Raw genomic sequence first — 23,258 nt, 5'->3', positions numbered from 1 at the left:
CTCGTAGCGGAGCTACTTGGGCGTTTCGGCCGTGCGGCGAGCGTGCGTGCCGGGCGGGCCGGACCCGGCGGGAATTGTCAGACAGGCCCTAGGTGCCTGCGGGGGTCAGCTCCGCTACCCAGTGGCCGGCCTCGGCGGAGGGTGTGTCGACGCCGAGGAGGGGACCGGAGGACAGCTTCCGTCTTCCCTTGTCCTCGCTCGCCCAGAATGTCAGGGAGGCGGTGCTTCTGGAGCAGCCCGACGGCTGCTTGTTGTCGGCGAGCTCCGCGGGCGCGGTGCGGAGCCGGGTCGGATCCTGGGAGAACACCTCCGCCTTGTACGCGCACCTCTCGCCCACCGCGCTGATGGACACGAGACGAATGTCGCGTTTCGCCGCGCCCTGACCCATCGTGACTTCGATGCGGTAGGTGCCGTCCGCCGCCCGGCCGCCCCACGAGCCCCGGAACTTCTCCGGCAGGGCGCCCGTGGCGGGCGGCACCTTCTCGAACATGGCAGGTGCGTAGGAGGTCTGTCCGTCGTTGTGGTGGTCGTAGAAGCCCGGGTCGTCCTCCCACTTGAACGCACCGTTCCATGAGGCGACGAACGCCCCGGTACCGTCCGGGCGGGAGGAGCTGTAGTCCTCGGTGGTGTCTTCGCAACGTTCCGCCTCCGACCGGGGGCTCACCCTCTTGAGCCGGCTCGAGCCGAGCGCGATCGCGTCACTCCTGGAGGCGGTGACGGTGCTTTCCCAGACGCACAGCCGCTCCTCGTTGAGCAGGGAGTACTGGGCGGTGCCCGTCCCATCGACGAGCAGGCGTGCGAGCGCCCCCTCCCTGTGCAGGTCGCCCTTGCTCAGGCGCGCCTCCCAGCTTCCCTGCAACGCCTTCGGAGCACTCAGCGACGGTGGTTCCCCCGCCCCGCCCTGCCACGGGCGGAGCGCGAGCAGGCCACCGACGGTGACGAGCACCACGACGGCTGCCGTCCCCGCCACGACGGCCGGGCGACGCCGCTGTTCCGGGGGCTGCGCCGACACACGCGAGCGTGCCGTTTCGTCGTATCCCGGTCCCACCGTGGGCGCCTGCGCGAGCGCGTCCGACGGGGCCGCGGCGGGCGGGGGCACGGGCTGAGGTGCGGCGGGAGCGGGCACGGGCCGGGAGGTGGTCACGGGCCGGGGGGTGGTCACGGGCCGGGGGGTGGGTACGGGCCGGGCGGGCGCCGGCGGAGTGGGAGCCTGACCCGGCACGAGGGCCGTGTGCGGCCGCAGCGGATCGAAGTCCAGCAACTGTGCCGCGTGCCGCCCCAGTTGGCCGAGCAGCGCGCCCGGAAGCCATTCGTCGACGCCTTCTGTGGCGGTGCGGGCGGCGATCTGCTCCGGCGTGGGGCGTTGTGCCGGGTCTTTCTGCAGGCATTCCCGTACGAGTCCGAGGAGCGTCTCCGGCAGCCCGTCCAGGTCGGGCTCCTCCTCGGCGACCCGGAACAGCTGGGCGTGCAGCCCGTTGCCGGTCGCCCCGAAGGGCTGGCGCCCCGTGGCGGCGTAGGCGAGGACCGAACCCAGGCAGAACACATCGGAGGCGGTGGTGACGTGGAGCCCACGTACCTGCTCCGGGGACATGAAGCCGGGCGAACCGATCACCATGCCCGTGCGGGTCTGCAGGCTGTCCCCGCTGATGCTGTCCAGCGCCCGGGCGATACCGAAATCGATGACCCGGGGCCCGTCCACGGTGACCAGGACATTGGACGGCTTGAGGTCGCGGTGGACGAGGCCCGCCCCGTGGATGGCCTGCAGGGCGAGCGCGAGCCGGTTGGCCAGGACCCGCACCGACTGCTCGGGCAACGGCCCGTGCCGCTCGGCCACGACGGCGTGCAGATCGGGTCCGGGAATGTACTGGGTCGCGACCCAGGGCGTCTCCGCGTCCGTGTCCGCGTCGAGCACGGCCGCGGTCCAGGCTCCACCGACCCGCTTCGCGGCGGTGACCTCGCGGGCGAACCGCAAGCGGAATTCGGCGTGCTGGGCGAACTCGGTCTGCACGACCTTGACCGCGACAGTGCGCCCGCCTTCGGAGCGGGCGAGATAGACCCGGCCCATGCCGCCGGCACCTAAGCGGGCGATGAGGCGGTAGGGGCCTATGCGCGGCGGGTCTTCGGCGGTCAACTGGTCCACGACGAAGGAGAGTAGCCCAACGGTCCAACAGCGAGGGGACGGACGGTTTCGTTCCGTGCGGCGGGCGCGGACCGCCCCTGCCCAGCAGAGAATTGCTTGTGTGAGACACCGCCGCCCACAGGCCCAGCCGCGTCCTGCCTCGTGCGGAGACCCGGCAACGACCAAAGAGACACGCTCTAGCGGGTGTCCTGCCCGATCGGGCAAGACACCCGCTGCGGGTCAATACACCCGGGGGGTGTCCCGCCTGATCGGCAGGACACCCCCCAGCGACCTCCCCGCCCTCCGATCCCCCTCGGGGAGGGCGGTCCCTCAGGCGCGCGGGACCTTCCGGAGCAGGGTGAGGACCACGACCGCCGTCACCAGGGCGAACACCGCGCTCAGCGCCGACGCCGAGTGCAGCGCCGTCGTGAACGCCTCCCGTGCCTGCTCCCGCAGCCCCTCGTCCGGCAGGGCGAGCGCCGCCCCCACGCTCTCGTGGGCCGCTGCCGGAGCGTCCGCCGGCACACCGCCCCGGTAGACGGCGACCGCCACGCTTCCGGTGACCGCGATCCCCAGGGCGAGCCCCAGGTCGTACGCCGTCTGACCGGTCGCCGCCGCCGCGCCCGCCTTCTCCGGCGGGGCCGAGCCGACCGCGAGGGCCGTACCGAGCACGCTGATCGGCGCCGCGCCGAACATGATCACCGCAAGGCCGAGGGCGGCCGCGGTCACCCCCTCCGCCAGCGCGATCACCGCGTACCCGGCGAGGGAGACGAGGAGCCCGCCGGCGAGCACATGCGCCGGACGCGCCCGGCGTGCCGCGAACGGCGTCAGCTGTGAACCGGCGATCAGACCGGCCGCCCCCGGCAGCAGCCAGAGCCCCGCATCGAGCGGCGGGAGCCCCGCCACCGCCTGGAGGTACTGCGGAACCAGGTACTCGACGCCGTTGAGCGCGGTCATCCCCAGGAGCAGGGTCAGCAGCGCGCCCGTGAAGGCCCGGTTCTTGAAGAGCCGCAGGTCGAGGAGGGGGGACTCCAGGCGGTTCTGGCGCCGGACGAAGAGGGTCGTGAAGGTCAGCCCCAGGGCGAAAGCGATCCCCGCCTCGGCCGTCGGGCCGTGCGCGGCCAGCGACTTCACGCCGTACACCAGCGGCAGGACCGCCAGGAGGAAGAGCAGCACACTCGCCGGGTCGAGACGCCCGGGACTCGGGTCGCGGTACTCGGGGAGCAGCAGCGGCGCAGTGACCAGCGCGATCAGCATGACCGGCAGGCCCATCAGGAAGACCGAACCCCACCACCAGGAAGCAAGCAGCACCCCGCCGATCACCGGTCCGATCGCGAGCCCCACGGAGAGGGCGGTCACCCACATCGCGATGGCCGTGGCCCGCTGCCGGGCGTCCGCGAACATATGGCTGATCAGGGCGAGCGTGGACGGCAGGACCGCCGCCCCCGCGATGCCGAGGAGGGCGCGGGCCGCGATCAGCGTCCCTGCGTTCGCCGCGTACGCGGCGAGGAGCGAGGCGAGCAGGAAGCCGGCCGAGCCGGCCATCAGGAGCCTGCGGCGGCCGAGGCGGTCGCCGAGCGTGCCCATGACCACGAGGGTGGCGGCGGTGAGAAAGCCGTAGATGTCGGTGATCCAGAGCAACTGGGCACCGCTGGGCCGCAGATCGGCCGAGAGGTACGGGGTGGCAAGCCACAGCACCCCCAGGTCGGCGGTCATCAGGGTGACGGGGAGCAGGAGCACGGCGAGACCGATCCACTGGCGGGCTCCGGCCCGGGGCGGTGTCGCGGTGTTCTCCGCGAGGGTCGTGGTCATCGGGCCGGCTCCTCGTTCTCGGTGTTCTCGGTGGTTGCCGTTGCGGCGGTCGTGGGGGTCGCGCCGAGAAGTTCCTCCGTCAGGGTCCGCTCGGCCTCGTCGAGCAGTTCGGCGACCCGGCCGACGCGCAACTCGACGGGCACTCCCGAGAGTTCGGTGCCGTGCAGGACGCGGAGGGAGGCGTCCGGGAGTCCGCAGAACTCGGAGATGCCGGTCACCAGCATCAGACCGAGGGCGTCGGTCATGCCGAGCCGCGCGATCTCCTCGGGCGTACCGCCCATCAGGGCCAGCCAGAGCAGCCGCTTCCCCGCCAGCCGGGGGCGGCTCCGGCCGTAGGCGAAGCCGTAGTTCCAGACCCGGTCGATCCAGCCCTTGAGAATGGCCGGCGGGGTGAACCACCACACGGGGAAGACGACCACGATGTCGTCGGCGGCCAGGACGCGGTCCATGTGGGCGCGGACCTCGGGGGAGTAGACCTTCTCGCGGTTCTCCCAGTCCGGCTCGTCCTCCGGGCGGAGCGCCGGGTCGAACCCCTCGGCGTACAGGTCGAGTACGTCGACGGTGCCGCCCTCGTCCTTGAGGCGGGCGTGCAGCCGGGCGGCGACCTGGGCGGTGAGGGAGTCGGTACGGGGGTGGGCGAGGACGAGGAGGGTGTGAGCTGCCATGACCGGGAGTTCCTTCGCGTGGGCGAGGAGGGGCGTGGGCGCGTTCGGGGGGAGGGGCGGGCCCGGGATGGTCGCGGGCCCGCCCATGGGTGGCCGGCACCGGGGCCGTCAGAGGCCGAGGCCGGAGCCGCCGCTCGCGTCGATGTTCTGGCCGGTGACCCAGCGGGCGGCGTCGGAGGCGAGGAAGCCGACGACATCGGCCACGTCACCCGGCTGTCCGACCCGGTCGAAGACCGAGAACCCGGCGGCGTGCGCCTTGGCGGCCGGGTCGGCCATCCACGGGTGGATGTCGGTCTCGATGGTGCCCGGCGAGACCGCGTTGACCGTGATGCCCCGCGAGCCGAGCGTCTGGGCGAGCGTGAGGGTCAGCACCTCGACGGCGCCCTTGGAGGCGGCGTACGAGGTCATGCCGGGGAAGGCGACCTTGGTGACCCCGGAGGAGACGTTGATGATCCTGCCGCCGTCGCGCAGCCGGTCGAGGCCCTTCTGGATGATGAAGAACGGCGCCTTGGCGTTGACCGCGAACACCCGGTCGTAATCGGCCTCCTCCACCTCGTGGATCAGGCCGGGCCCGGCGATCCCGGCGTTGTTGACCAGGATGTCGACGCCCCGGTCACCCCCGGCCGCCGCGTCGAAGGCCGCCCAGAGCGCGTCGGCGTCGCCGGGGACGCCCAGCTCGGTGCGGAGGGCGAAGGCGGAGCCGCCGGCCGCCTCGACCGCGGCGACGGTCTCCTTCGCCGCGGACTCGTTGCTCGCGTAGTGGACGCCGACCCGAGCGCCGTCCGCCGCCAGACGGAGGGCGATCGCCCGGCCGATGCCACGGCTGCCGCCGGTGACGAGGGCGGTCTTGCCGGTGAGGGTGCCGCTGCTCATGTTCCTGCTCCTCGGTGTCCGCGGCGGGTGTCCGCCGCGTTGTTTCCTGCTGACGGGAACGACTCTGGCGGGCGGCTGTTCGGGTCCGGCTCGGCTCCTGTTCGGGTCCGGTCCGGGTCCTGTTCGAGCCGGGTTACGGTGGCCGTATGCGATTCGCGGTGCTGGGGGAGACAGCCGTACGGACCGAGGACGGCACGCCCGTCCGGGTCCCCGAGCTCAAGGTGCGGGCCCTGCTCGCCGCGCTCCTCGTCGACGCGGGACGGCCGGTCGCCGCCTACCGCCTCGTCGACTCCCTCTGGGGCGACGAACCGCCCGGCAACCCGCTCCGCGCCCTCCAGGCCAAGGTCTCCCAGCTGCGCCGCGCCCTGGAGGAGGCCGAGCCCGGCGGACGCGAACTCGTCGTCACCCGGGCACCCGGCTACCTCCTCGACGTACCCGAAGGGGCCCTCGACGCCCATCTGTTCGGGCGCCTCGCCGCACAGGCCCGGGACACGGCCGACCCGCGGGCCAGGGCCGAACTGCTCGGCGAGGCGCTCGGACTGTGGCGGGGCCCGGCCTTCGCCGACTTCGGCGAGGAGCCGTTCGTACGGGGCGCGGCGGAGCGCCTGGAGGAGGAGCGGCTCGCCGTATGCGAGACGCTGGCCGAGGTGCGGCTCGAAGCCGGTGAACACGGCGCACTACTGGGTGAGTTGGCGGAGCTGGTCATCCTCCACCCCCTGCGTGAACGCCTGCGGGCCGTCCAGCTGCGCGCCCTGTACCGCGCCGGACGGCAGAGCGAGGCACTCGCGGGGTACGAGGAGCTGCGCGCCCGCCTCGCCGACGAACTGGGGCTCGACCCCAGCCCCGAACTGGCCGCGCTGCACGCCGCGATGCTCCGCCAGGACCCGGCCCTCTCGGCGCCCCGGCCCACCGTCCCGGAGCCCCGGCCGGTGGCGGTCGGCGACCCTGTGCGGGGCAATCTGCCCACGCCGTTCACCGGGATCGTCGGCCGGGACGCGGCCGTCGCCGAGGTACGGAAGCTCCTCACCGAACGACGGCTCGTCACCCTCACCGGGCCCGGCGGCGTCGGGAAGACACGGCTGGCCGTCGAGGCGGCCGGGCGGCTCCGGGAGGAGTTCGCGGACGGAGTGTGGCTGGTCGAGTTCGCGGGCGCGCGCGGAGAGCTCGCCGAGGTCGTCGCCACCGCGCTCCAACTCCGCGACGACGGCGTGTGGGGGCTGCGGCCCGAGGGCGAGCGGCCGCTCGGCACGGGGGAGCGGCTCGCCGAGGTCCTGCGCGGCAGGCGCACCCTGCTCGTCCTCGACAACTGCGAACACGTCGTCGACGAAGCGGCCTCCCTCACCGAACTGCTGCTGCGCACCTCACCCGGGCTCGTCGTCCTGACGACCAGCCAGGAACCCCTCGCGCTCGCGGGTGAGACGCTCTGGGCGGTGGAGCCGCTCGACGGAGCGGGCGCGGTCGAGCTGTTCACGGCACGGGCGGCGGCGTCCGCACCCGGGTTCGGATCGGGCGCCGCCCTCGACCCCGCCGCCCAGGAGGTGATCAGGGCCATCTGCCGCCGTCTCGACGGCATCCCGCTCGCCCTGGAACTGGCGGCGACCCGCGTCCGCGCCCTCGGCGTCCACGGCCTCCTGGAACGGCTCGACGACCGGTTCCGGCTGCTCGACGCGGGCCTGCGCGGCGCCCCCGCCCGGCAGCAGACCCTGCGCGCGGTCATCGACTGGAGCTGGGAACTCCTCGGCGAACCCGAGCGGACGGTGCTGCGACGCCTCGCGGTCCACGCGGAGGGCTGCTCGCTCACGGCGGCGGAGGAGGTCTGCGCGGACGCGGACCGGGAAGCGGCGGGAGGAGCCGCCGGGAACGGGGGCGGTGGGGACGGGGCCGACGGGGGTGTCGTCGCCGGGGACGTGTTCGGGCTGCTCGCGCGGCTCGTGGACCGTTCGCTCGTCGTGGCCGTCGACGGTCCTGACGGGCCGCGCTACCGGCTCCTGGAGTCCGTGGCCGCGTACTGCCTCGAACGGCTGCGGGACGCCGGCGAGACGGAGACCGTACGCGAACGCCACCTCGCCCACTACCTGCGCCTCGCCGAGGAGGCCGGGCCCGCCCTGCGCGGCCCCCACCAGCGCCGCGCCCTCGCCCGCCTCGACGCCGACACCCCGAACCTGCGGGCGGCTCTCGACCGGGCCCTCGCCGCGCCCGCCGCGGGACGGAACGCCGAGGTGGCACTCCGCCTCGTCGACGCGCTCGCCTGGTACTGGATCATGCGCGGCCGCCTCGGCGAGGCGCTGCGCTCGGCGACGGCGGCGGCGACGGTGATGGCGACGGGGGCGCCGCCGGACCCGGACGAGGCCACGGCGCCCGGACTCGCCGTCCTGCGCGCCCGCGTGGAGGTCTGGCGCACGGGCCTCGCGATCATGGGTGGTGACGGAACGGACCGGCGCCGCCGGATCGCGGAGGCCCTCACCACGTACGACGCGGCGACGACAGCCGCGACCGGCCGTCCCGACGGCCACCCCTGGCCCCGCTGGTTCCTCGCCCACGCGCTCTGCGGAACCGGCAGCCAGAGCGAGGGCCGGGACCTCACCCGGCAGGCGCTCGACGGCTTCCGGGCCCAGGGGGACCGCTGGGGCGAGGCGGCGGCGCTCGCGGACCGCTCGGTGCAGCGGCTGCTCGCCGGCGACGTGACGGGCGCGGAGGCCGACGCCGCCCGGTCGGACGCGCTCTTCGCCGAGCTGGGGGACGCGTGCTGCCGGCTCTGGTCGGTGTACCCGCTGGCGACGGTTGCCGAGATCCACGGCGCGTACGAACGGGCCGACCGGCTCAAGCGGGCGGGCCTCGCGGCGGCCGAGGGCTTCGGCCTGACGACCGAGGTGCCCGACCTGCTGGCCGGGATCGGGCGTACGGCCCTGCTCAGGGGCGACCTCGCCGAGGCGCGGACCTACCACGCGGCGGCACGGGACCGGGCCGTGGAGGTCGGGTTCCGCGCGGGCGAGATCAACGCGGTCCTGGGGCTCGGCCTGGGCGCCCGGCGCGAGGGCCTCGTCGAGGAGGCCGAACGGCACCTGCGGGAGGTCCTCGACTGGCACCGGGCGGTCGGTCTCGACAGCGCCAACGCGCTGATCCTGGCGGAGCTGGGCTTCTCGGCGCTCGCGCGCGGCGATGTGGCGGGAGCGCTGAAGCTCCAGGAGGAGGGGTACGGCACCGCGCTGGCCTCCGGCGACCCCCGGGCGGTCGCACTCGCTCTGGAGGGCCTGGCCTCGGCACACGCCCCGGCGGGGCGTGCCGGGGGCGCCGCGCTCCTCCTGGGCGCGGCGGCCGCGCTGCGCGCCTCGACGGGCGCGCCGCTGCCGCCGGCGGAACGCGCGGACGTCGACCGCGCGGAGGAGACGGCCCGCACGGCCCTGGGAGCGACCGGCTTCACGACGGCGTTCACCCACGGCACGACCCTGACCCCGGAGGCGGCGGTGGCGGCCGCGAGCCGCCCGGCGGCGCCCACCCCGACGTGAGGGTGTGTGCCCTTCGCCCCGACCGTCCAACGCCCACCTGCCGCCGGGCGGGTGCCTGACAGCGGGTGGGTGCCTGGCGGAGGACGGGTGCCTGACGGCGGGTGCCTGACGGCGGACGGGTCTGGCGGAGGACGGGTGCCTGACGGCGTGCCCGTCCTCCCTCACCCCCGCCCCTAACCGTAAGGAGCACTATCCGCCCCCACTCCTATACTCACCCCATGCCCGACATCACCATCCGGCGTGCCACCGCCGACGACTCCAAGCGGCTCACCCGGCTCGTCCGGAACTCCCGCGCCTACCAGGGGGACTACGCCGCCATGGTCGACGGGTACCAGGTCGGCGGCGCCTACATCGAGCACCATCGCGTCTTCGTCGCCGTCGACGAGAGCGAGCGCGTGCTCGGGTTCTACGCGCTCCTCGTCGACGAGGCCGAGCTCGATCTCGCCTTCGTCGCCGACAGCGCCCAGGGTCTCGGCATCGGCCGGCTGCTCATCGCGCACATGACCGGCCAGGCCAGGGCCGCCGGGCTCCGGGCCGTGCGGGTCGTCTCACACCCGCCCGCCGAGGAGTTCTACCTGCGTACCGGCGCCGTCCGCACCGGAACCGTCCGGGCCGCCGGGCACATCCACTGGGACCGCCCCGAGCTCCGGTACGACGTCGCGTGACCGCCACCGAGGAGGAGCGCGAGAAGCGGGAACGCCGCAGGGTCTTCGCGGATCTGACCCCGCTGCGGACGTCCGCGCACTACCGCCGTCTCTGGTTCGGGAGCACCGTCTCGTGGGTCGGGCAGGGCATGACGGCCCTCGCCGTCTCCCTCCAGGTGTACGACATCACCCGCTCGCCCTTCTCCGTCGGGCTCGTCGGGCTGTTCTCGCTCGTCCCGCTCGTGGTCTTCGGTCTGTACGGCGGCGCCGTCGCCGACACCGTCGACCGCCGCAAGCTGGGTCTCGTCAGCGCCTGCGGCTCCGCCGTCCTGTCGATCGCGCTCGCCGCCGCCGCGTTCGCCGGCTTCCACCGCGTCTGGTTCCTGTACGCGATCGTCGCCCTCCAGGCCGTGTGCGCCGCGCTCAACTCGCCCGCCCGTACCTCGATGATCCCCCGGCTGCTGCCGCCCGAGCAGCTCCGCGCCGCGAACGCGCTCAACTCGATGGTCATGACCTTCGGCACGCTCGTCGGACCCAGTCTCGGCGGACTGATCGTCGGACTCGCCGGCTACCAGACCGCGTACCTGATCGACGCCCTCGCCTTCTCCGCGAGCCTGTACGCCATGTGGCGGCTGCCGTCGATGCTCCCGGAGCGGAAGGAGGGCGGAAAGAGGGCCTCCGTACTCGACGGGCTGCGTTTCCTCGCCACCCGCCCCAACCTGCGCATGACGTTCCTCTCGGACTTCTGCGCCATGATCCTCGCCCACCCCCGCGCCCTGTTCCCGGCGATCGCCGTGCTCTGGTACGGCGGTGACGCGAAGACCGCCGGACTCCTCGTCGCCGCGCCCGCTTTCGGGGCGCTTCTCGGCGGGGTCCTCTCCGGCTGGCAGGGCCGTATCCGCCACCACGGGCAGGCGATCCTGATGGCCGTGGCCTGCTGGGGCACCGCCATCGCCGTCTTCGGACTCACCCGGAACCTCTGGCTCGGGCTGCTCCTGCTGGCCCTCGCCGGGTACTCCGACACCGTCTCGATGATCTTCCGGAACACGATGATGCAGGTCGCCGCGCCCGACGAGATGCGCGGCAGGCTCCAGGGCGTTTTCATCGTGGTCGTCGCGGGCGGGCCCCGGCTCGGGGACTTCCTCGCGGGCTCGGTCGCCGGCCTGACCTCGCCGGCGGTCGCCGTCACGGGCGGCGGGATCGCCTGCGTCCTCGCGGTCGGTGCCCTCGCCCTCTACGCACGCGGTTTCCGCCGGTACGACGCGCTCGACCCGACTCCGTGATCAATTCACCCCGAACGGCACGTCCTGTTCTGGCGGTTGGCCGCCACGGCACATAACCGCCAGGAGCAACCGGAGTCAACTCCGGCCCCCAGGGCCAAGACTCCTCGCGGCACCCGGAACACCCCCGACCCCGGGTCCGCGAGGAGTTCGAACGATGACGTCGAGGACCACACCCTTCGACAGAGGGAGAGCCGCGCTGCTCGCCGCGGGCGTCTCCCTCGTGATGCTCTCGGCCGGGCAGACCGCCGCCGCCGGGGCCACCACCCCCGCCGTACCGGACACCTTCAGGAAGCCGTCGGCGACGAGTGCCACGGTCACCCTCGTGACGGGCGACCGCGTGACCCTCACCGAGCTCGGCGGTGGACAGCGGACCGTCACCGTCGACCGGGCCGAGGGCGCCACCGGCGCGATACGCAGCCGGATCGTCGACGGCAGGGTCACCGTCGTCCCCGACGAGGCCCGCCCCTACCTCGCCTCCGGCACGCTCGACCCGCGCCTCTTCGACGTCACCGGCCTCGTCGAGCAGGGCATCACCGGCGAGGTGCCGCTGATCGTCACGTACGGAGGCGCCAGGAACGCCAGGTCCGCCGCCGCCCCGCGCGGCGCCGAGACCGTCCGCGCGCTGCCGAGCATCGGGGGCGCCGCCGTCACGGCCACCGATCCCGCCGCCTTCTGGCGCGGATTCACCGCCGCCCCGAAGGCCCGCGCCACGGCGGCCCCCGCCAAGGTCTGGCTCGACGGCCGCGTCGAGGCCGCCATGGCCGAGTCCAACGCCCAGATCGGCACCCCGAAGGCCTGGGAGGCCGGGCTCACCGGCAAGGGCGTCAAGGTCGCCGTCCTCGACACCGGCGCCGACCTCGGCCACCCCGACCTCGCGGGCCGGGTCACCGAGTCCAAGTCGTTCATCGAGGGCCAGGAGGTCGCCGACCGCGACGGCCACGGCACGCACGTCGCCTCCACCGTCGGCGGCAGCGGCGCGGGCTCCGAGGGCAAGGAGAAGGGCGTCGCCCCCGGGGCGGCCCTCGCCGTCGGAAAGGTCCTCAGCGACGAGGGCTCCGGTACGGAGTCGCAGATCATCGCCGGCATGGAATGGGCCGCCAAGGACATCGACGCGAAGGTCGTCTCGATGAGCCTCGGTTCCCGCGAGCCGAGCGACGGCACCGACCCGATGGCCCAGGCCGTCAACGCCCTCTCCGCCGAGACCGGCGCCCTCTTCGTCATCGCCGCCGGAAACTCCGGCGCACCCGGCTCCATCGGCTCGCCCGGCGCCGCCGACTCCGCGCTCACCGTCGGCGCCGTCGACTCCGCCGACCAGGCCGCCTACTTCACGAGCCAGGGTCCCCGACACGGTGATCAGGCCCTCAAGCCCGACCTGTCGGCCCCCGGCGTCGGCATCCTCGCGGCCCGCTCCCAGCTCGCCCCCGGCAGCGGTCTCTACACCTCCATGAGCGGGACGTCGATGGCGACCCCGCACATCGCCGGTGTCGCCGCCCTGCTCGCCGAGAAGCACCCCGACTGGACCGGCGCCCAGCTCAAGGACGCGCTGATGTCGACGTCGAAGACGCTCGGCGCCTCCTCGTACGCGCTCGGCTCCGGACGGGTCGACGTGGCCGCCGCGATCTCCGCGAACGTCACCGCGACCGGCTCCGCCGACCTCGGCTTCACCGCCTGGCCGTACGAGACGAACAAGCCGGTCACGAAGACCGTCACCTACACCAACTCCTCCGGCACGCCGGTCGAGCTGAACCTCGCCGTGGAGGGCATGCCCGCCGGCGTCGCCGTCCTCGCCGACACCACCCTCACCGTCCCCGCCCACGGCTCGGCGAGCACCACCGTCACCGGCGACGGCGCCAAGGCCCCCGTCGGCCGGTCCTCCGGCCGGGTCACCGCGACCGCCGGCGGCACACCCGTCGCACACACCGCGCTCGGCCTGGTGAAGGAGGAGGAGCGCTACACCCTCACCGTCCACGTCAAGGACCGCGACGGCGCCCCCACCCCCGCCTTCCTCGGCGTCCAGAAGCTCACACGGGGAGAGGACCCCTTCCCGGCCACGGTCGGCGAGTCCGGCACCCTCGAACTGCGCCTCAGGCCCGGCACGTACACCGTCGACACCTTCCTCGACGTGCGCGGCTCCCACGGCGCCGACTCCCTCGGTCTCGGCTTCCTCACCGAGCCGGAGATCACCCTCGACCGCGACCGCGAGATCACCCTCGACGGCCGGCGGCTCCGCGAGATCCGCGCCGAGGTCGAGCGGCGCACCGAGACCCGGCAGCTCCTCATGGAGTTCGACCGGGAGGCCAACGGCGCCTCCTACGGCGGAGCCGTGCAGGTCCCGCCGCTGTACGACTCGGTCTTCGCGGCGCCCACCCGCGAGCCCGCCACCGGCACCTTCGAGTACCGGACCGTCTGGCGTCTCGGCAAGCCCGTGCTCGACGCTCGGGTCGACGGAGCCCTGCTCTCCGGCGCCACCCCGCAGGCCGGCACCGGCTTCCTGGAGGGCCGCCACCGCCTCGGCCTCGTCGACGCGGGCACCGGCACCCCCGCCGAGTACACGGGCGAGAACGTCACCGGCAAGGCCGTCCTCGTCCGGCTGACCGATGGTGCCGACCCGACCGCGCTCGCCCAGACCGCCCAGGACGCCGGTGCCAAGGCCCTGTTCGTCACCGACGACAAGGCCGGCCGTCTGATGAAGTGGTTCGGCACCGCCGACTACGAGGACCGGCCGCTCCCCGTCGCCACCGTCAACACCGCCGACGCGCACCGGCTGGCGGCCGGCGCGGCGCGCGGCGCGCGCGTCGACCTGACCGGCACCCGCTTCACCCCGTTCACGTACGACCTCTCCGAGGGGCACCCCGGCGCCATCGGCACCGACCTGGTCTTCCGCCCCGGCAGAGCGGAACTGGCCACGATCAGCTCGACGTTCCGCATGCCGACCAAGCGGAAGGAACTGGGCGGCGAGTTCCGCTACTCGATCACCGACACCTTCCCGGTCGGCTTCGGCTTCAAGGAGTGGATCGCCTTCCCGACCGAGCGCACGGAGTACGTCTCCACCGGCACCGGCCAGCGCTGGCACGAGTCCGTCGACCTCGGCGACTCCCTGGAGCAGCGGTCCGGCACACCCTCGTACCGGGGCGGCAGCCGGGCCGACCTCGACTGGTTCGGTCCCGTCTGGCACCCCTGGCTGGGCACCGGCCTCGGCTGGGGCCAGCAGCGCACCGGCAACGACCTTCGGTTCAACACCCCGGGCTGGGGCGACTCCGGCACCGACCACACCGGCTTCGGCAACGTCTGGGGCGACGACTCGATGACCCAGTACACCGAGGTGTACGTCGACGGGGTCCGCGTCGACCGGAAGATGAGCTCCGGCGCCTACGCCTGGGACGCCCCGGCGGAGGAGGCCACGTACAAGGTCGTCACCGAGACCGCGCTTGACGCGGACCGCTGGCGGCTGGGGAGCAAGGGCCGCAGCGAGTGGACCTTCCGCTCCGCCGAGACCCCGTCCGACCGGACCACCTACCTGCCGATGCTCAACCTCGGCTTCGACGTGGACACCGATCTGAACGGTGACGTCCGGGCCGGAAGCAGGCTGCCCGTCGGCATCTTCGCCGAGTACGTCGAAGGCGCGACCGGCACCGGCACCATCAGGACCGGCACCCTGGAGGTCTCGTACGACGAGGGCGCCACCTGGACGAAGGTCGCCCTCACGAAGGCGCGGCACGGCGCCGCCTGGAACGGCGCGCTGCGGATCCCGTCCGGCGCGGACTCCGTCTCGCTGCGCGCCGGCGCGAGCGACGACCGGGGTGGCTCGGTCGAGCAGGAGCTGATCCGCGCGGTCGGCGTGAAGTAACGCCCGACCCGCTCAGGGCCGGACCCCTTCCCCCGAGGAGGGGGTCCAGCCCTTCCGCCGTCAACTCGCTCCAGGGAGCGCCTTCTTCAGGACCTTGCCCATGTCGTTGCGGGGCAGCGCGTCCAGGTAGCGCACCGCCCGGGGCCGCTTGTGCGGGGCGAGGAGGCGCGCCACGTGATCGGCGAGCTCCGCCGCCGCCGGGGGCGCCGACGCGTCCGCCGGCACCACCCAGGCCACGATCCGCTCGCCCAGGTCCGGGTCGGGCTCGCCGGTGACGGCCGCCTCGCGCACCCCGGGGTGGTCGAGGAGGACGTTCTCTATCTCGCCCGCCCCGATCTTGTAGCCGCCGCTCTTGATGAGGTCGGTGGCCTTGCGGCCCACCAGGCGGATCGTTCCGTCGGCCTCGCGGACCGCCACGTCCCCGGTGCGGAACCAGTCGCCGTCGAAGGCCTCCGCCGTAGCCTCGGGCCGGCCGAGGTAGCCGGAGAACAGGTTCGGCCCATGGACCTGCACCTCACCGACGGTCTCCCCGTCGAGCTCCTTCAGGACGGCACCGTCCTCGTCCACCAGCCGCAGACGGACGCCCGCGAGCGGCGTCCCGACGGTCCCGGGGCGCGCCCCGGCGCCCGGCCGCACGCTGGTGTTCATGAGGGTCTCGGTCATCCCGTACCGCTCCACCACCGCACGGCCCGTCGCCGCCGTGATCCGCTCGTGGTCGTGGACCGGCAGCGCCGCCGAACCCGAGACGAGGAGCCGCGCCCCCGCCATCGCCGCGACGAGCGCCGGATCGTGGGCGAGCGCGTCCGCGAGCCGGTGGTACATGGTCGGTACGCCGAACAGCATGGTGCCGCCCCCGGCGCCCAGCTCCCGCGCCACGCCCTCCACCGAGAACGCGCCCAGATGCCGGACCCCGCCGCCCCGCCGCAGCGGCCCCAGGACCCCGAGGATCAGACCGTGGACGTGGAACAGCGGCAGCGCGTGCACGAGAACGTCGTCCGCCGTCCACGACCAGGCGTCGGCGAGCGCGTCGAGGGACGCGGCGATCGCCCGCCGGGAGAGGACGACGCCCTTGGGCGGTCCTGTGGTGCCGGAGGTGTAGACGATGAGGCCGGGGGACTCGGCGTCCTCGGGGCCCGGGGGAAGGGACCCGGCGGGCCCCGTGAGCGGTACGTCGATCCGGGGGAGGCCCGCGAGCCCGGCGGGCAGTTCGTCCTCCGGTCCCGCGAGGACCGCCCCGGGCGCGCTGTCACCGACGATGTGCGCCAGCTCCCGCTCGCCCGTCCGCGGGTTGAGCGGTACGGCGGGCACGCCCGCGAGCAGGGCACCGACCACCGCGACGGCGGTGTGCGCGCTCGGCGTCGCCCAGACGGCGACCCGCCCCGCGCCCCGGATCCGGGCCGCCAGGGCGCCGGCGGCCCGCGCCAGTTCCTCGTACGTCAGGGTGTCCGCGCCGAAACGCAGCGCGGGCCGGGCGGAAGGGGTCGCAAGGGCCGGGAAGAGCGCACTCACCGGTCGTACTCCTCGGGGTCGGGGTCGAGGGTTGCCGGGGAGCATTCTCCGGGGTGAGGGGGACGTTCCGCCGGGGCGTCAGGGCCTGCCGGCCGTGACCTTCGTCGCTTCCGGCGTCGGGTCCCCGCCGTCCGGCCGGATCCCCCGCATCCGCCCGTACGCGTACACACACCCCGCGAGCGCCAGGTCCGACAGAAGCATGAAGCCGATCGAGTACGAGTCCTTGGCGCTGTAGATCGCTCCCATCACCAGCGGCGGCAGAAAGCCCCCGAGCCCGCCCATCGCACCGACGATGCCGGTCACGCTGCCGACCTTGGCCTGGGGGGTCACCTGGGAGACCAGGGCGAAGACGGAACCGCTCGCCGTGCCGAGCCCGGCCGCCATGACGAGCAGGGCGATCGTGCCGCCCGGATTCAGCCGCGGGTCGAAGGCCTGGACGATCGCGAACAGGGCGACCACACCGAGCGCGCCGGCCGTGACGACCGCCGGGTGGACGCGGTCCGACAGCCAGCCGCCGATCGGCCGGAAGATCACCGTGACCAGGGCGAACCCGGCGGCCTTGGTGCCCGCGTCCGTCGGGTCGAGCGCGTACCAGGTCTTCAGGTACGTGGGCAGGTAGACGCCGAACGCGACGATGCCGCCGAAGCCGATCGCGTACAGCGCCGACAGTTCCCACGTCACCCGCAGCCGGGCCGCCGAGCCCAGCCGGGCCGTCAGGGGTTCCGTGGGCACGGGCCGGTCGGGCCGGTCCGTGATGAGGAACGTGGCGAGCACCGCGTAGGCGGCGAGCGCGATCGCCACCACGACGAACGGCAGGTTCTCGCCGTGCTTCGCGATGCGCGGGGTGAAGTAGCCGGAGAGCGCCACACCGCCCATGCCCATGCCGAACACCCCGAGGGCCAGACCGCGTTTGGCGGGCGGGAACCAGGAGTTGACCAGAGGGATGCCGATGGCGAACGTGGTGCCGCCGAGGCCGAGGAGGAAGGCGACCACCAGCATCAGGCCGTAGCTGTCCTTGACCACGGTCAGCAGCAGCACCGGGATGATCGTCAGCGCCGAGACGAGCGGGAACATCAGCTTCGCCCCGTAGCGGTCGGTCAGCGCCCCGGCCGGGATGCGGCCGACCGAGCCGACCAGGACGGGGACGGCGACGAGCAGCGACTGCTGGAAGGAGCTGAGTTCGAGCCGGTCGCCGTACCAGCTCGCGAGCGGTGCGATCAGGTCCCACGCCCAGAAGGTGAGCGTGAAGCCGATGGTGGCCATCGCCAGGTTGCGGTAGGCGGCCGCTGTCGGGGGTGTGGTCTCGGTGGTCACGAGTCCAGTGAAGATCGGCGAGGGGACGGCGGCGCGCCGGACTGCTCCGTACGGGGTGCGGCGGCCCGCCGCGGCCGCCTCCCGCGCCAACGCCCCATAACCCGCCCCTGCGGCCTCCCGCCGTCGTCCGCGGTCCGCCCCGGCCGCCTCCCCGGGCCAACGCCCTACGGCCAGGTCACGACCGTCGGGGGCGTGCCGTCGTCCTCGACCCGCAGCCGTACGCCCTTCTCCCCGGCCGACACCTCGACCGTGATCGCGCCGACCCCGGCCCGCCGGTGCGCCGCCGCAAGGGCTCCGCGCAGGGTGGCGAGGAGCTTCCCCGCCGTCTCCTCGTCCACGAGGGTGTCGACCGCCCCGGCGAAGTGCACCGACGGCTGGAAACCGAGCAGGGCCGCGGCTCCGCCGGTCTCGCGCAGTACCTTCCCCCGGAAGGAGGTCGGCGCGTCCGCGGGCGGCTGCTGGAGCGCGAAGATGGTCGTACGGACCTCCTGGATCGTCGAGTCCAGTTCGTCCACCGCCCGCCCGAGCAGCGCGTTCTCGTCGGAGGATCCGGCCGCCCGCCGCCGGGTGGACTCCAGCATCATCTCCGTGGCGAACAGCCGCTGCACGACCAGGTCGTGCAGGTCGCGGGCGATCCGGTCCCGGTCCTCGAAGACCGCGAGCCGTTCCCTGTCGTGCCGGGCGCCCGCGAGGACCAGGGCGAGCGCGGCCTGCGAGGCGAACTGCGAGGCGAGCAGCCGGTCCACCGCGCTGTACGGCGGGTCGCCGCGCCGCCGGGGCAGGGCGAGGGTGCCGATGAGCTTCCCGCCGCTCTGCAGCGGCAGCATCATCGACGGGCCGAAACGGGACCGGACATGGGTGGTCATCCGCGGATCGGTCGCCGAGTCCTCGACGAACACGGGTTCGCCGCCGAGCAGTTGGACGAGGACGGGGGATCCCGGCGCGATCGTCGTGCCGACCAGGTCACCCGGGTCGTCCGTGGTCGACGCGGCGACGATCTCCATGCCGCCCGCCGCGGTGGGCTGGAGGACCACCCCTGCCGAGGCCCCGGCGAGGATGCGGGCCCGCTCGGCGACGGTCATCAGGGCGTTCTCGGCGGACGCGCCGGTGAGCAGGGCCGTGGTCACCGCGGCGGCGCCCTCGATCCAGCGTTCCCGCTGCCGCGCGGTCTCGTACAGGCGGGCGTTCCCGATGGCGATCCCGGCCTGCGAGGCGAGGACGCGGAGCAGCGCGAGGTCTTCCTGGGTGAAGGCGCCTCCGCGTTTCCCGGTGAGGTGCAGATTGCCGAAGACCTCGGTGTGGACCCGGATGGGGACGCCGAGGAAGGCGCGCTTCTCCGGCTGTCCGGCGGGTGCGCCGGAGGAGCGCGGTTCGGCCGTCAGGTCGTCGGGCCGCAGCGGCCGCGGGTCCTGGAGGAGGACGCCGAGCAGCCCGGTGCGGCCGTCGGGGAGGCGGTCGATCCGCTGCCGTTCCTCGTCCGTCATGCCGGAGGTGAAGAGTTCGGTGAGCCGGCCGCGCTCGGGGTCGACGACCCCGAGCGCGCCGTAGCGGGCCCCGGTCAGCTCGGTGGCGGAGTCCACGATGTGCTGGAGGGTGGTGCGGAGTTCGAGGTCCGTGCCGACGCTGAGGACCGCTTCGAGCAGCATGGGAAGCCGGGGCGCGTCCGCGTCCGCGTCTTCGTGCGCGTGCCCGTCCGTGTCCTCGTCCGCGTCCTCATCCATGATCGTCATGGTCTCATTGTCGTACTAATCTGGTGGTTTCATCGGTTTGATCCTGGCCGCCCTCCGGGCTCCCCGCGGCTCAGTCCACGTCGGCGAGCGGGTCACGCTCCGTCAGCGGGTCGAGGACCATCGGCTGGACCCTGCCCTCCAGCATCGCGCCGAGGCCGAGGACCGCGCACACGTCCGGACGTTCGGCGATGTGCACCGGCATCCCGGTCGCCGCGCGCAGCATCTGGTCGAGCCCCGGCAGCAGGGCGCTGCCGCCCACCATCATGATCCCGCGGTCCGCGAGGTCGGCCACCAGATCCGGCGGGCAGTCCCGCAGCACCTTCCCGATGCCGTCGAGGACCGCCGTCAGCGGGGTGTGGATGGCCTCCCGTACGGCGGCGGTGTCGACGGTCACCGAGCGGGCCAGGCCCGTGGCGACGTCCCGGCCGTGGATCTCGGTCCAGGCCGGGCCGTGCGGCGTCAGGCCGTTGCCGCTGAGAGCCAGCTGCAGCGGGCGCACCGACTGGCTCGGCAGCATCAGCTCGTGGTGGTGGCGCAGGTGCTGGATGACGGCGTGGTCGATGGCGTCGCCGCCGACCGGCATCCGCTCCGCCGTGACGATCGCGCCGAGTGAGAGCACGGCGACCTGCGTGGTCGCCGCCCCGCACACCATGATCATGGTCGCGGTGGGCTGCTCGACCGGCAGACCGCAGCCGACGGCAGCCGCGATGAGCGTGTCGACCAGTTCGACCCGGCGCGCCCCGAGACCGACGAGGGTCTCCACGGCGGCGCGCTGCGCGAGCGGGTCGCTGTCGTGCGGGGTGCAGGCGGCGGCGCGCAGCCGGGGCTTGCGGCGCAGCTGGCGGCGGAGCTTCTCGCCGAGCAGGTGACGGAGCATCCGCTGCGCCATCTCGATGTCGACGACGGTGCCGCCCGAGACGGGTCTGACGACCCGGATGTAGTCGGGGGTGCGGCCGGTCATCTTCTCGGCCAGCGCGCCGACGGCGATCAGCGCTCCGGTGCGGGTGTTGACGGCGGCGACGCTCGGCTCGTCGACGACGAGTCCGGCGCCCTTGACGAAGACCCGGGTGCGGGCGGCACCCAGGTCGACGGCGACATGGCAACGGCGCAGCTGCTCAAGGCTGACGGTCACGGCGGATCCTCCGGAGTGCGGTGCTGGCACGGGCGAGGTGGTTCGCGTTTCGCGGTCCTGTTGGCATCGTCCGGCCGTCCGGGGCGCGGCGCGCGCTGGGCTGAGCCGCCCGGGGCCCGGAGCCGCGCGCCGGCCGGAACGTACCGAAGCGGGAGAATCGCGGCGCACCTCCGCCGACCTGCGGTTTCCACACAGGATCCTCACTTCCGCGCCTACCTGCCGCCGTACCGGGCCGCATAGCCTGCGGGGCCCATGGACTACTGCCACGCGTGCCGGCGGCATCTCAACGGGGCCCTCGCCTGTGCCGGGTGCGGAACTCCCGTCGAGGAACTGCGGTACGAGACCCCCCACATACCCGTCCAGCCGGTCCAGCCGACGCAGCCGACGCAGCCGGTCGAGCGGGTCGAGCCCGCCGGGCCCGAGCACGTCTACGAACTCGACGTCGTCGAGCCGCCGCGCCGCACCGCCCCCGGCGGCCGCCGTGCTGCCCGGGGCCGCTCCGCCGAGCAGGGCCGCCGCGCCGCCCGGGGCCGCTCCGCCGCACGCGGGCGCGGACGGGCCAGGGGCCGCCGGGGCCGTACGGTCCTGGTCGGGACGCTCGGTCTTGTGCTCGCCGCCGGGTCGCTGACGCTGGCGCGGCTGGCCCTGGAGGAGCCGCAGCCGCTGGGCGCCGCCTCGGTCGTCGAGGAGCAGGAGGTCCCCGAGGTCACGACGTCCCCCGAACCGGTCCAGAGCACCGCTCTCCCGGACGGCGCGGGCCCGTCCCCGGTCTCGGAGGCGCCGACGCGGCCCCGTCAGGTGAGCGCGGACTCGGGCGAGGGCACGGGAGAGGGCGCCAGTACCGGCGCGGGGAAGGGTACGGGATCCGGATCCGGCACCGGCTCGGGATCCGCTACGGGCTCGGGCTCGGGCTCGGGCTCGGGATCCGGATCAGGTACGGGCCCGGGATCCGGTTCCGGTACGGGTGACGGGGACGCCCCCGAGGAGTCGCCGACGTCCAGCGATCCGGCGTCGCCCTCCGTCACCTCCAGCCTCCCGCCCACCGCCACGGCGTCCGCCACGCAGGGCGACGGGACCCCGCCCCCCACGGCGACGACCGGCGGACCGGCCCCTTCGGCCACGGCCCCCAGGCCGACGCCCACCCCGAGCCCCGAGCCGACCTGCACCCGCTTCCTCTGGTGGTGCGTGTAGCGGCCTGATCGACAAGGCGCGCCCCCTAGGAGCCGACCGGCCCGCCCGTCACGTCCTCGCCGAGCATCCGCTTCAGCAGGTCCCGCAGCAGGGTGCGCTCGGTCTCGGTCAGCTCGCCCAGCGGTTCGCGGGCGAAGTCGAGGGACTCGCGCAGCCGGCGGGCCGTGGCGCGGCCCTCCTCGGTGGGCGCGGCGAGTTTCACGCGGCGGTCGGCCGGGTCCGGGCGCCGTTCCACCAGGCCCCGGGCCTCCAGGCGGTCCACGATGCCGGTGATGTTGGACGGCTCGCACTTCAGCCTCTGGGCGATGCGGCGCATGGGCAGCGGGTCGAGCGAGAGCAGGCCGAGGACCCGGGCCTGGGCGCCGGTGAGGGAGTGCTGCGCGGCCGCCTGCTCGTACTCCGCGTAGTAGCGCGCCACGACCGTGCCGATGAGTTCGACGACTTCGACGGTCAGAGGGTCCGTGCGTGAGGTGGCCATGCGACACATCCTACCCAGATACTTGACAACATGAAATATCTAGGCGCATGGTTGTTTCAGGTAGTGAACCTTTTGTGATCTCAAGCTTTACTGGAGGCCGTGCTCATGTCCGTTCTTCCCGCGTCCAGCCGTGAGTGGCACCTCGTCGCCCGTCCGCACGGCTGGCCCGCCCCCGCGGACTTCGCCCTGCGCGAGACCCCGGTCGCCGAGCCCGCCGAGGGCCGCATCCTCGTGCGCAACCTGCACTTCTCGGTCGACCCGTACATGCGCGGCCGGATGAACGACGTGAAGTCGTACGTTCCCCCGTTCAAGCTCGACCACCCCATGGACGGTGGCGCGGTCGGCGAGGTCGTCGCCTCCAACGCCGAGGGCTTCGCCGTCGGCGACCACGTCCTGCACGGCCTCGGCTGGCGCGAGTACGCCGACGTCCCCGCCCAGCACGCGACCAAGGTCGACCCGGAGCTCGCCCCCCTCTCCTCCTACCTCGGCGTGCTCGGCATGACGGGCCTCACGGCCTACGCCGGCCTCTTCGACGTCGCCTCCTTCAAGGAGGGCGACGCGGTCTTCGTCTCCGGCGCCGCCGGCGCCGTCGGCAGCCAGGTCGGCCAGATGGCCCGGCTCAAGGGCGCCTCCCGGGTCATCGGCTCGGCCGGCTCCGACGAGAAGGTCAAGTGGCTCGTCGAGGAGCTCGGCTTCGACGCCGCCTTCAACTACAAGAACGGCCCGGTCAAGGACCAGCTCCGCGAGGCCGCCCCGGACGGCATCGACGTCTACTTCGACAACGTCGGAGGGGACCACCTCGAAGCCGCGATCTCCTCGCTCAACGTGCACGGCCGCGCCACCATCTGCGGCATGATCGCCCAGTACAACGACACCGAGCCGGTCCCCGGGCCGCGCAACATGGCGATGATCATCGGCAAGCGGCTGCGGCTCCAGGGCGTCCTCGTCGGCGACCACTACGGTCTCCAGGAGCAGTTCGTCCAGGAGGTCGGCGGCTGGCTCGCCGCCGGCGAGCTGAAGCACCGCGAGACCTTCGTCGAGGGCGTCGAGAACGGCGTGGAGGCCTTCCTCGGACTGCTCCGCGGCGACAACACCGGAAAGATGATCGTCTCGCTGACCCGCTAGTCTTCCCTCAGCCGTCGCGATCGTGGGCGC

General features: G+C 73.7%; 15 protein-coding genes. 6 read left to right on the top strand and 9 right to left on the bottom strand.

The genetic code is table 11. From position 1 onward, the window contains the following. Positions 1-88 precede the first annotated feature (88 nt). The 4 genes from ACFVYX_RS00305 to ACFVYX_RS00290 all read right to left on the bottom strand — a co-directional run bounded on the left by ACFVYX_RS00305 (position 89) and on the right by ACFVYX_RS00290 (position 5,469). Positions 89-2,140: a serine/threonine-protein kinase gene (locus ACFVYX_RS00305; protein ID WP_389679025.1), complete on the bottom strand. Its 2,052-nt coding sequence runs from the start codon at positions 2,138-2,140 to the stop codon at positions 89-91. A gap of 309 nt (positions 2,141-2,449) precedes the next feature. Continuing rightward, complete coding sequence (locus ACFVYX_RS00300) at positions 2,450-3,931, bottom strand: MFS transporter (protein ID WP_389679024.1); 1,482 nt, start codon at positions 3,929-3,931, stop codon at positions 2,450-2,452. Further along, positions 3,928-4,596 (bottom strand): NAD(P)H oxidoreductase, encoded by a 669-nt coding sequence (locus tag ACFVYX_RS00295; RefSeq protein ID WP_389679023.1) that lies wholly within the window; start codon positions 4,594-4,596, stop codon positions 3,928-3,930. Before ACFVYX_RS00295 ends, ACFVYX_RS00300 begins: the two co-directional genes overlap by 4 nt. 108 nt (positions 4,597-4,704) lie before the next feature. Beyond that, positions 4,705-5,469: an SDR family oxidoreductase gene (locus ACFVYX_RS00290; RefSeq protein ID WP_389679022.1), complete on the bottom strand. Its 765-nt coding sequence runs from the start codon at positions 5,467-5,469 to the stop codon at positions 4,705-4,707. Between the two features lie 146 nt (positions 5,470-5,615). Between ACFVYX_RS00290 and ACFVYX_RS00285 the strand changes: the two genes are divergently transcribed. The 4 genes from ACFVYX_RS00285 (at position 5,616) to ACFVYX_RS00270 (ending at position 14,749) form a co-directional block, all read left to right on the top strand. After that, a complete protein-coding gene (locus tag ACFVYX_RS00285) occupies positions 5,616-8,975 on the top strand; it encodes a BTAD domain-containing putative transcriptional regulator (RefSeq protein ID WP_389679021.1) in 3,360 nt (1,119 codons plus the stop codon). 218 nt (positions 8,976-9,193) lie between these two features. Then, the gene (locus tag ACFVYX_RS00280; protein WP_389679020.1) at positions 9,194-9,640 is read left to right on the top strand and encodes a GNAT family N-acetyltransferase; all 447 of its coding nucleotides are present in this window, start codon (positions 9,194-9,196) and stop codon (positions 9,638-9,640) included. Beyond that, positions 9,637-10,902: an MFS transporter gene (locus tag ACFVYX_RS00275; protein WP_389679019.1), complete on the top strand. Its 1,266-nt coding sequence runs from the start codon at positions 9,637-9,639 to the stop codon at positions 10,900-10,902. The genes ACFVYX_RS00280 and ACFVYX_RS00275 overlap by 4 nt, the downstream gene beginning before the upstream one ends. A gap of 154 nt (positions 10,903-11,056) precedes the next feature. Then, the gene (locus ACFVYX_RS00270; protein ID WP_389679018.1) at positions 11,057-14,749 is read left to right on the top strand and encodes a S8 family serine peptidase; all 3,693 of its coding nucleotides are present in this window, start codon (positions 11,057-11,059) and stop codon (positions 14,747-14,749) included. Between the two features lie 60 nt (positions 14,750-14,809). Here ACFVYX_RS00270 and ACFVYX_RS00265 read toward each other — a convergent pair whose 3' ends face one another. From ACFVYX_RS00265 to ACFVYX_RS00250, 4 genes are all read right to left on the bottom strand, one after another. After that, positions 14,810-16,258: an acyl-CoA synthetase gene (locus tag ACFVYX_RS00265; RefSeq protein WP_389679017.1), complete on the bottom strand. Its 1,449-nt coding sequence runs from the start codon at positions 16,256-16,258 to the stop codon at positions 14,810-14,812. Positions 16,259-16,336: 78 nt separating this feature from the next. Then, positions 16,337-17,521, bottom strand: coding sequence for a nitrate/nitrite transporter (locus tag ACFVYX_RS00260; RefSeq protein WP_389679482.1), 1,185 nt, complete (start codon positions 17,519-17,521; stop codon positions 16,337-16,339). Between the two features lie 215 nt (positions 17,522-17,736). Continuing rightward, positions 17,737-19,293 carry a GAF domain-containing protein gene (locus ACFVYX_RS00255; protein ID WP_389679481.1) on the bottom strand — a complete coding sequence of 519 codons (1,557 nt, stop codon included), beginning with the start codon at positions 19,291-19,293 and terminating at the stop codon, positions 17,737-17,739. 79 nt (positions 19,294-19,372) lie between these two features. Then, the gene (locus tag ACFVYX_RS00250) at positions 19,373-20,434 is read right to left on the bottom strand and encodes a rod shape-determining protein (protein WP_389679016.1); all 1,062 of its coding nucleotides are present in this window, start codon (positions 20,432-20,434) and stop codon (positions 19,373-19,375) included. 252 nt (positions 20,435-20,686) lie between these two features. On the opposite strand from ACFVYX_RS00250, the gene ACFVYX_RS00245 reads away from it, so the two are divergent. After that, a complete protein-coding gene (locus tag ACFVYX_RS00245) occupies positions 20,687-21,625 on the top strand; it encodes a hypothetical protein (RefSeq protein ID WP_389679015.1) in 939 nt (312 codons plus the stop codon). A 25-nt stretch (positions 21,626-21,650) separates the two neighbouring features. Here ACFVYX_RS00245 and ACFVYX_RS00240 read toward each other — a convergent pair whose 3' ends face one another. Beyond that, complete coding sequence (locus ACFVYX_RS00240; protein ID WP_389679014.1) at positions 21,651-22,103, bottom strand: MarR family winged helix-turn-helix transcriptional regulator; 453 nt, start codon at positions 22,101-22,103, stop codon at positions 21,651-21,653. A gap of 105 nt (positions 22,104-22,208) precedes the next feature. Between ACFVYX_RS00240 and ACFVYX_RS00235 the strand changes: the two genes are divergently transcribed. Further along, positions 22,209-23,228 carry an NADP-dependent oxidoreductase gene (locus tag ACFVYX_RS00235; protein WP_389679013.1) on the top strand — a complete coding sequence of 340 codons (1,020 nt, stop codon included), beginning with the start codon at positions 22,209-22,211 and terminating at the stop codon, positions 23,226-23,228. Positions 23,229-23,258 lie beyond the last annotated feature (30 nt).

Origin of the sequence: Streptomyces sp. NPDC058326 (assembly GCF_042879855.1) — a bacterium.
GTDB lineage: Bacteria > Actinomycetota > Actinomycetes > Streptomycetales > Streptomycetaceae > Streptomyces.
This window is presented reverse-complemented; position numbering and strand designations above follow the sequence as displayed.

Bases quoted from the DNA above. Each gene is read 5' to 3' on its own strand.
- ACFVYX_RS00295 (WP_389679023.1), bottom strand. From the start codon at position 4,596: ATGGCAGCTCACACCCTCCTCGTCCTCGCCCACCCCCGTACCGACTCC.
- ACFVYX_RS00235 (WP_389679013.1), top strand. From the start codon at position 22,209: ATGTCCGTTCTTCCCGCGTCCAGCCGTGAGTGGCACCTCGTCGCCCGT.
- ACFVYX_RS00280 (WP_389679020.1), top strand. From the start codon at position 9,194: ATGCCCGACATCACCATCCGGCGTGCCACCGCCGACGACTCCAAGCGG.
- ACFVYX_RS00300 (WP_389679024.1), bottom strand. From the start codon at position 3,931: ATGACCACGACCCTCGCGGAGAACACCGCGACACCGCCCCGGGCCGGA.
- ACFVYX_RS00255 (WP_389679481.1), bottom strand. From the start codon at position 19,293: ATGGATGAGGACGCGGACGAGGACACGGACGGGCACGCGCACGAAGAC.
- ACFVYX_RS00270 (WP_389679018.1), top strand. From the start codon at position 11,057: ATGACGTCGAGGACCACACCCTTCGACAGAGGGAGAGCCGCGCTGCTC.
- ACFVYX_RS00240 (WP_389679014.1), bottom strand. From the start codon at position 22,103: ATGGCCACCTCACGCACGGACCCTCTGACCGTCGAAGTCGTCGAACTC.
- ACFVYX_RS00285 (WP_389679021.1), top strand. From the start codon at position 5,616: ATGCGATTCGCGGTGCTGGGGGAGACAGCCGTACGGACCGAGGACGGC.
- ACFVYX_RS00260 (WP_389679482.1), bottom strand. From the start codon at position 17,521: ATGGCCACCATCGGCTTCACGCTCACCTTCTGGGCGTGGGACCTGATC.
- ACFVYX_RS00245 (WP_389679015.1), top strand. From the start codon at position 20,687: ATGGACTACTGCCACGCGTGCCGGCGGCATCTCAACGGGGCCCTCGCC.
- ACFVYX_RS00290 (WP_389679022.1), bottom strand. From the start codon at position 5,469: ATGAGCAGCGGCACCCTCACCGGCAAGACCGCCCTCGTCACCGGCGGC.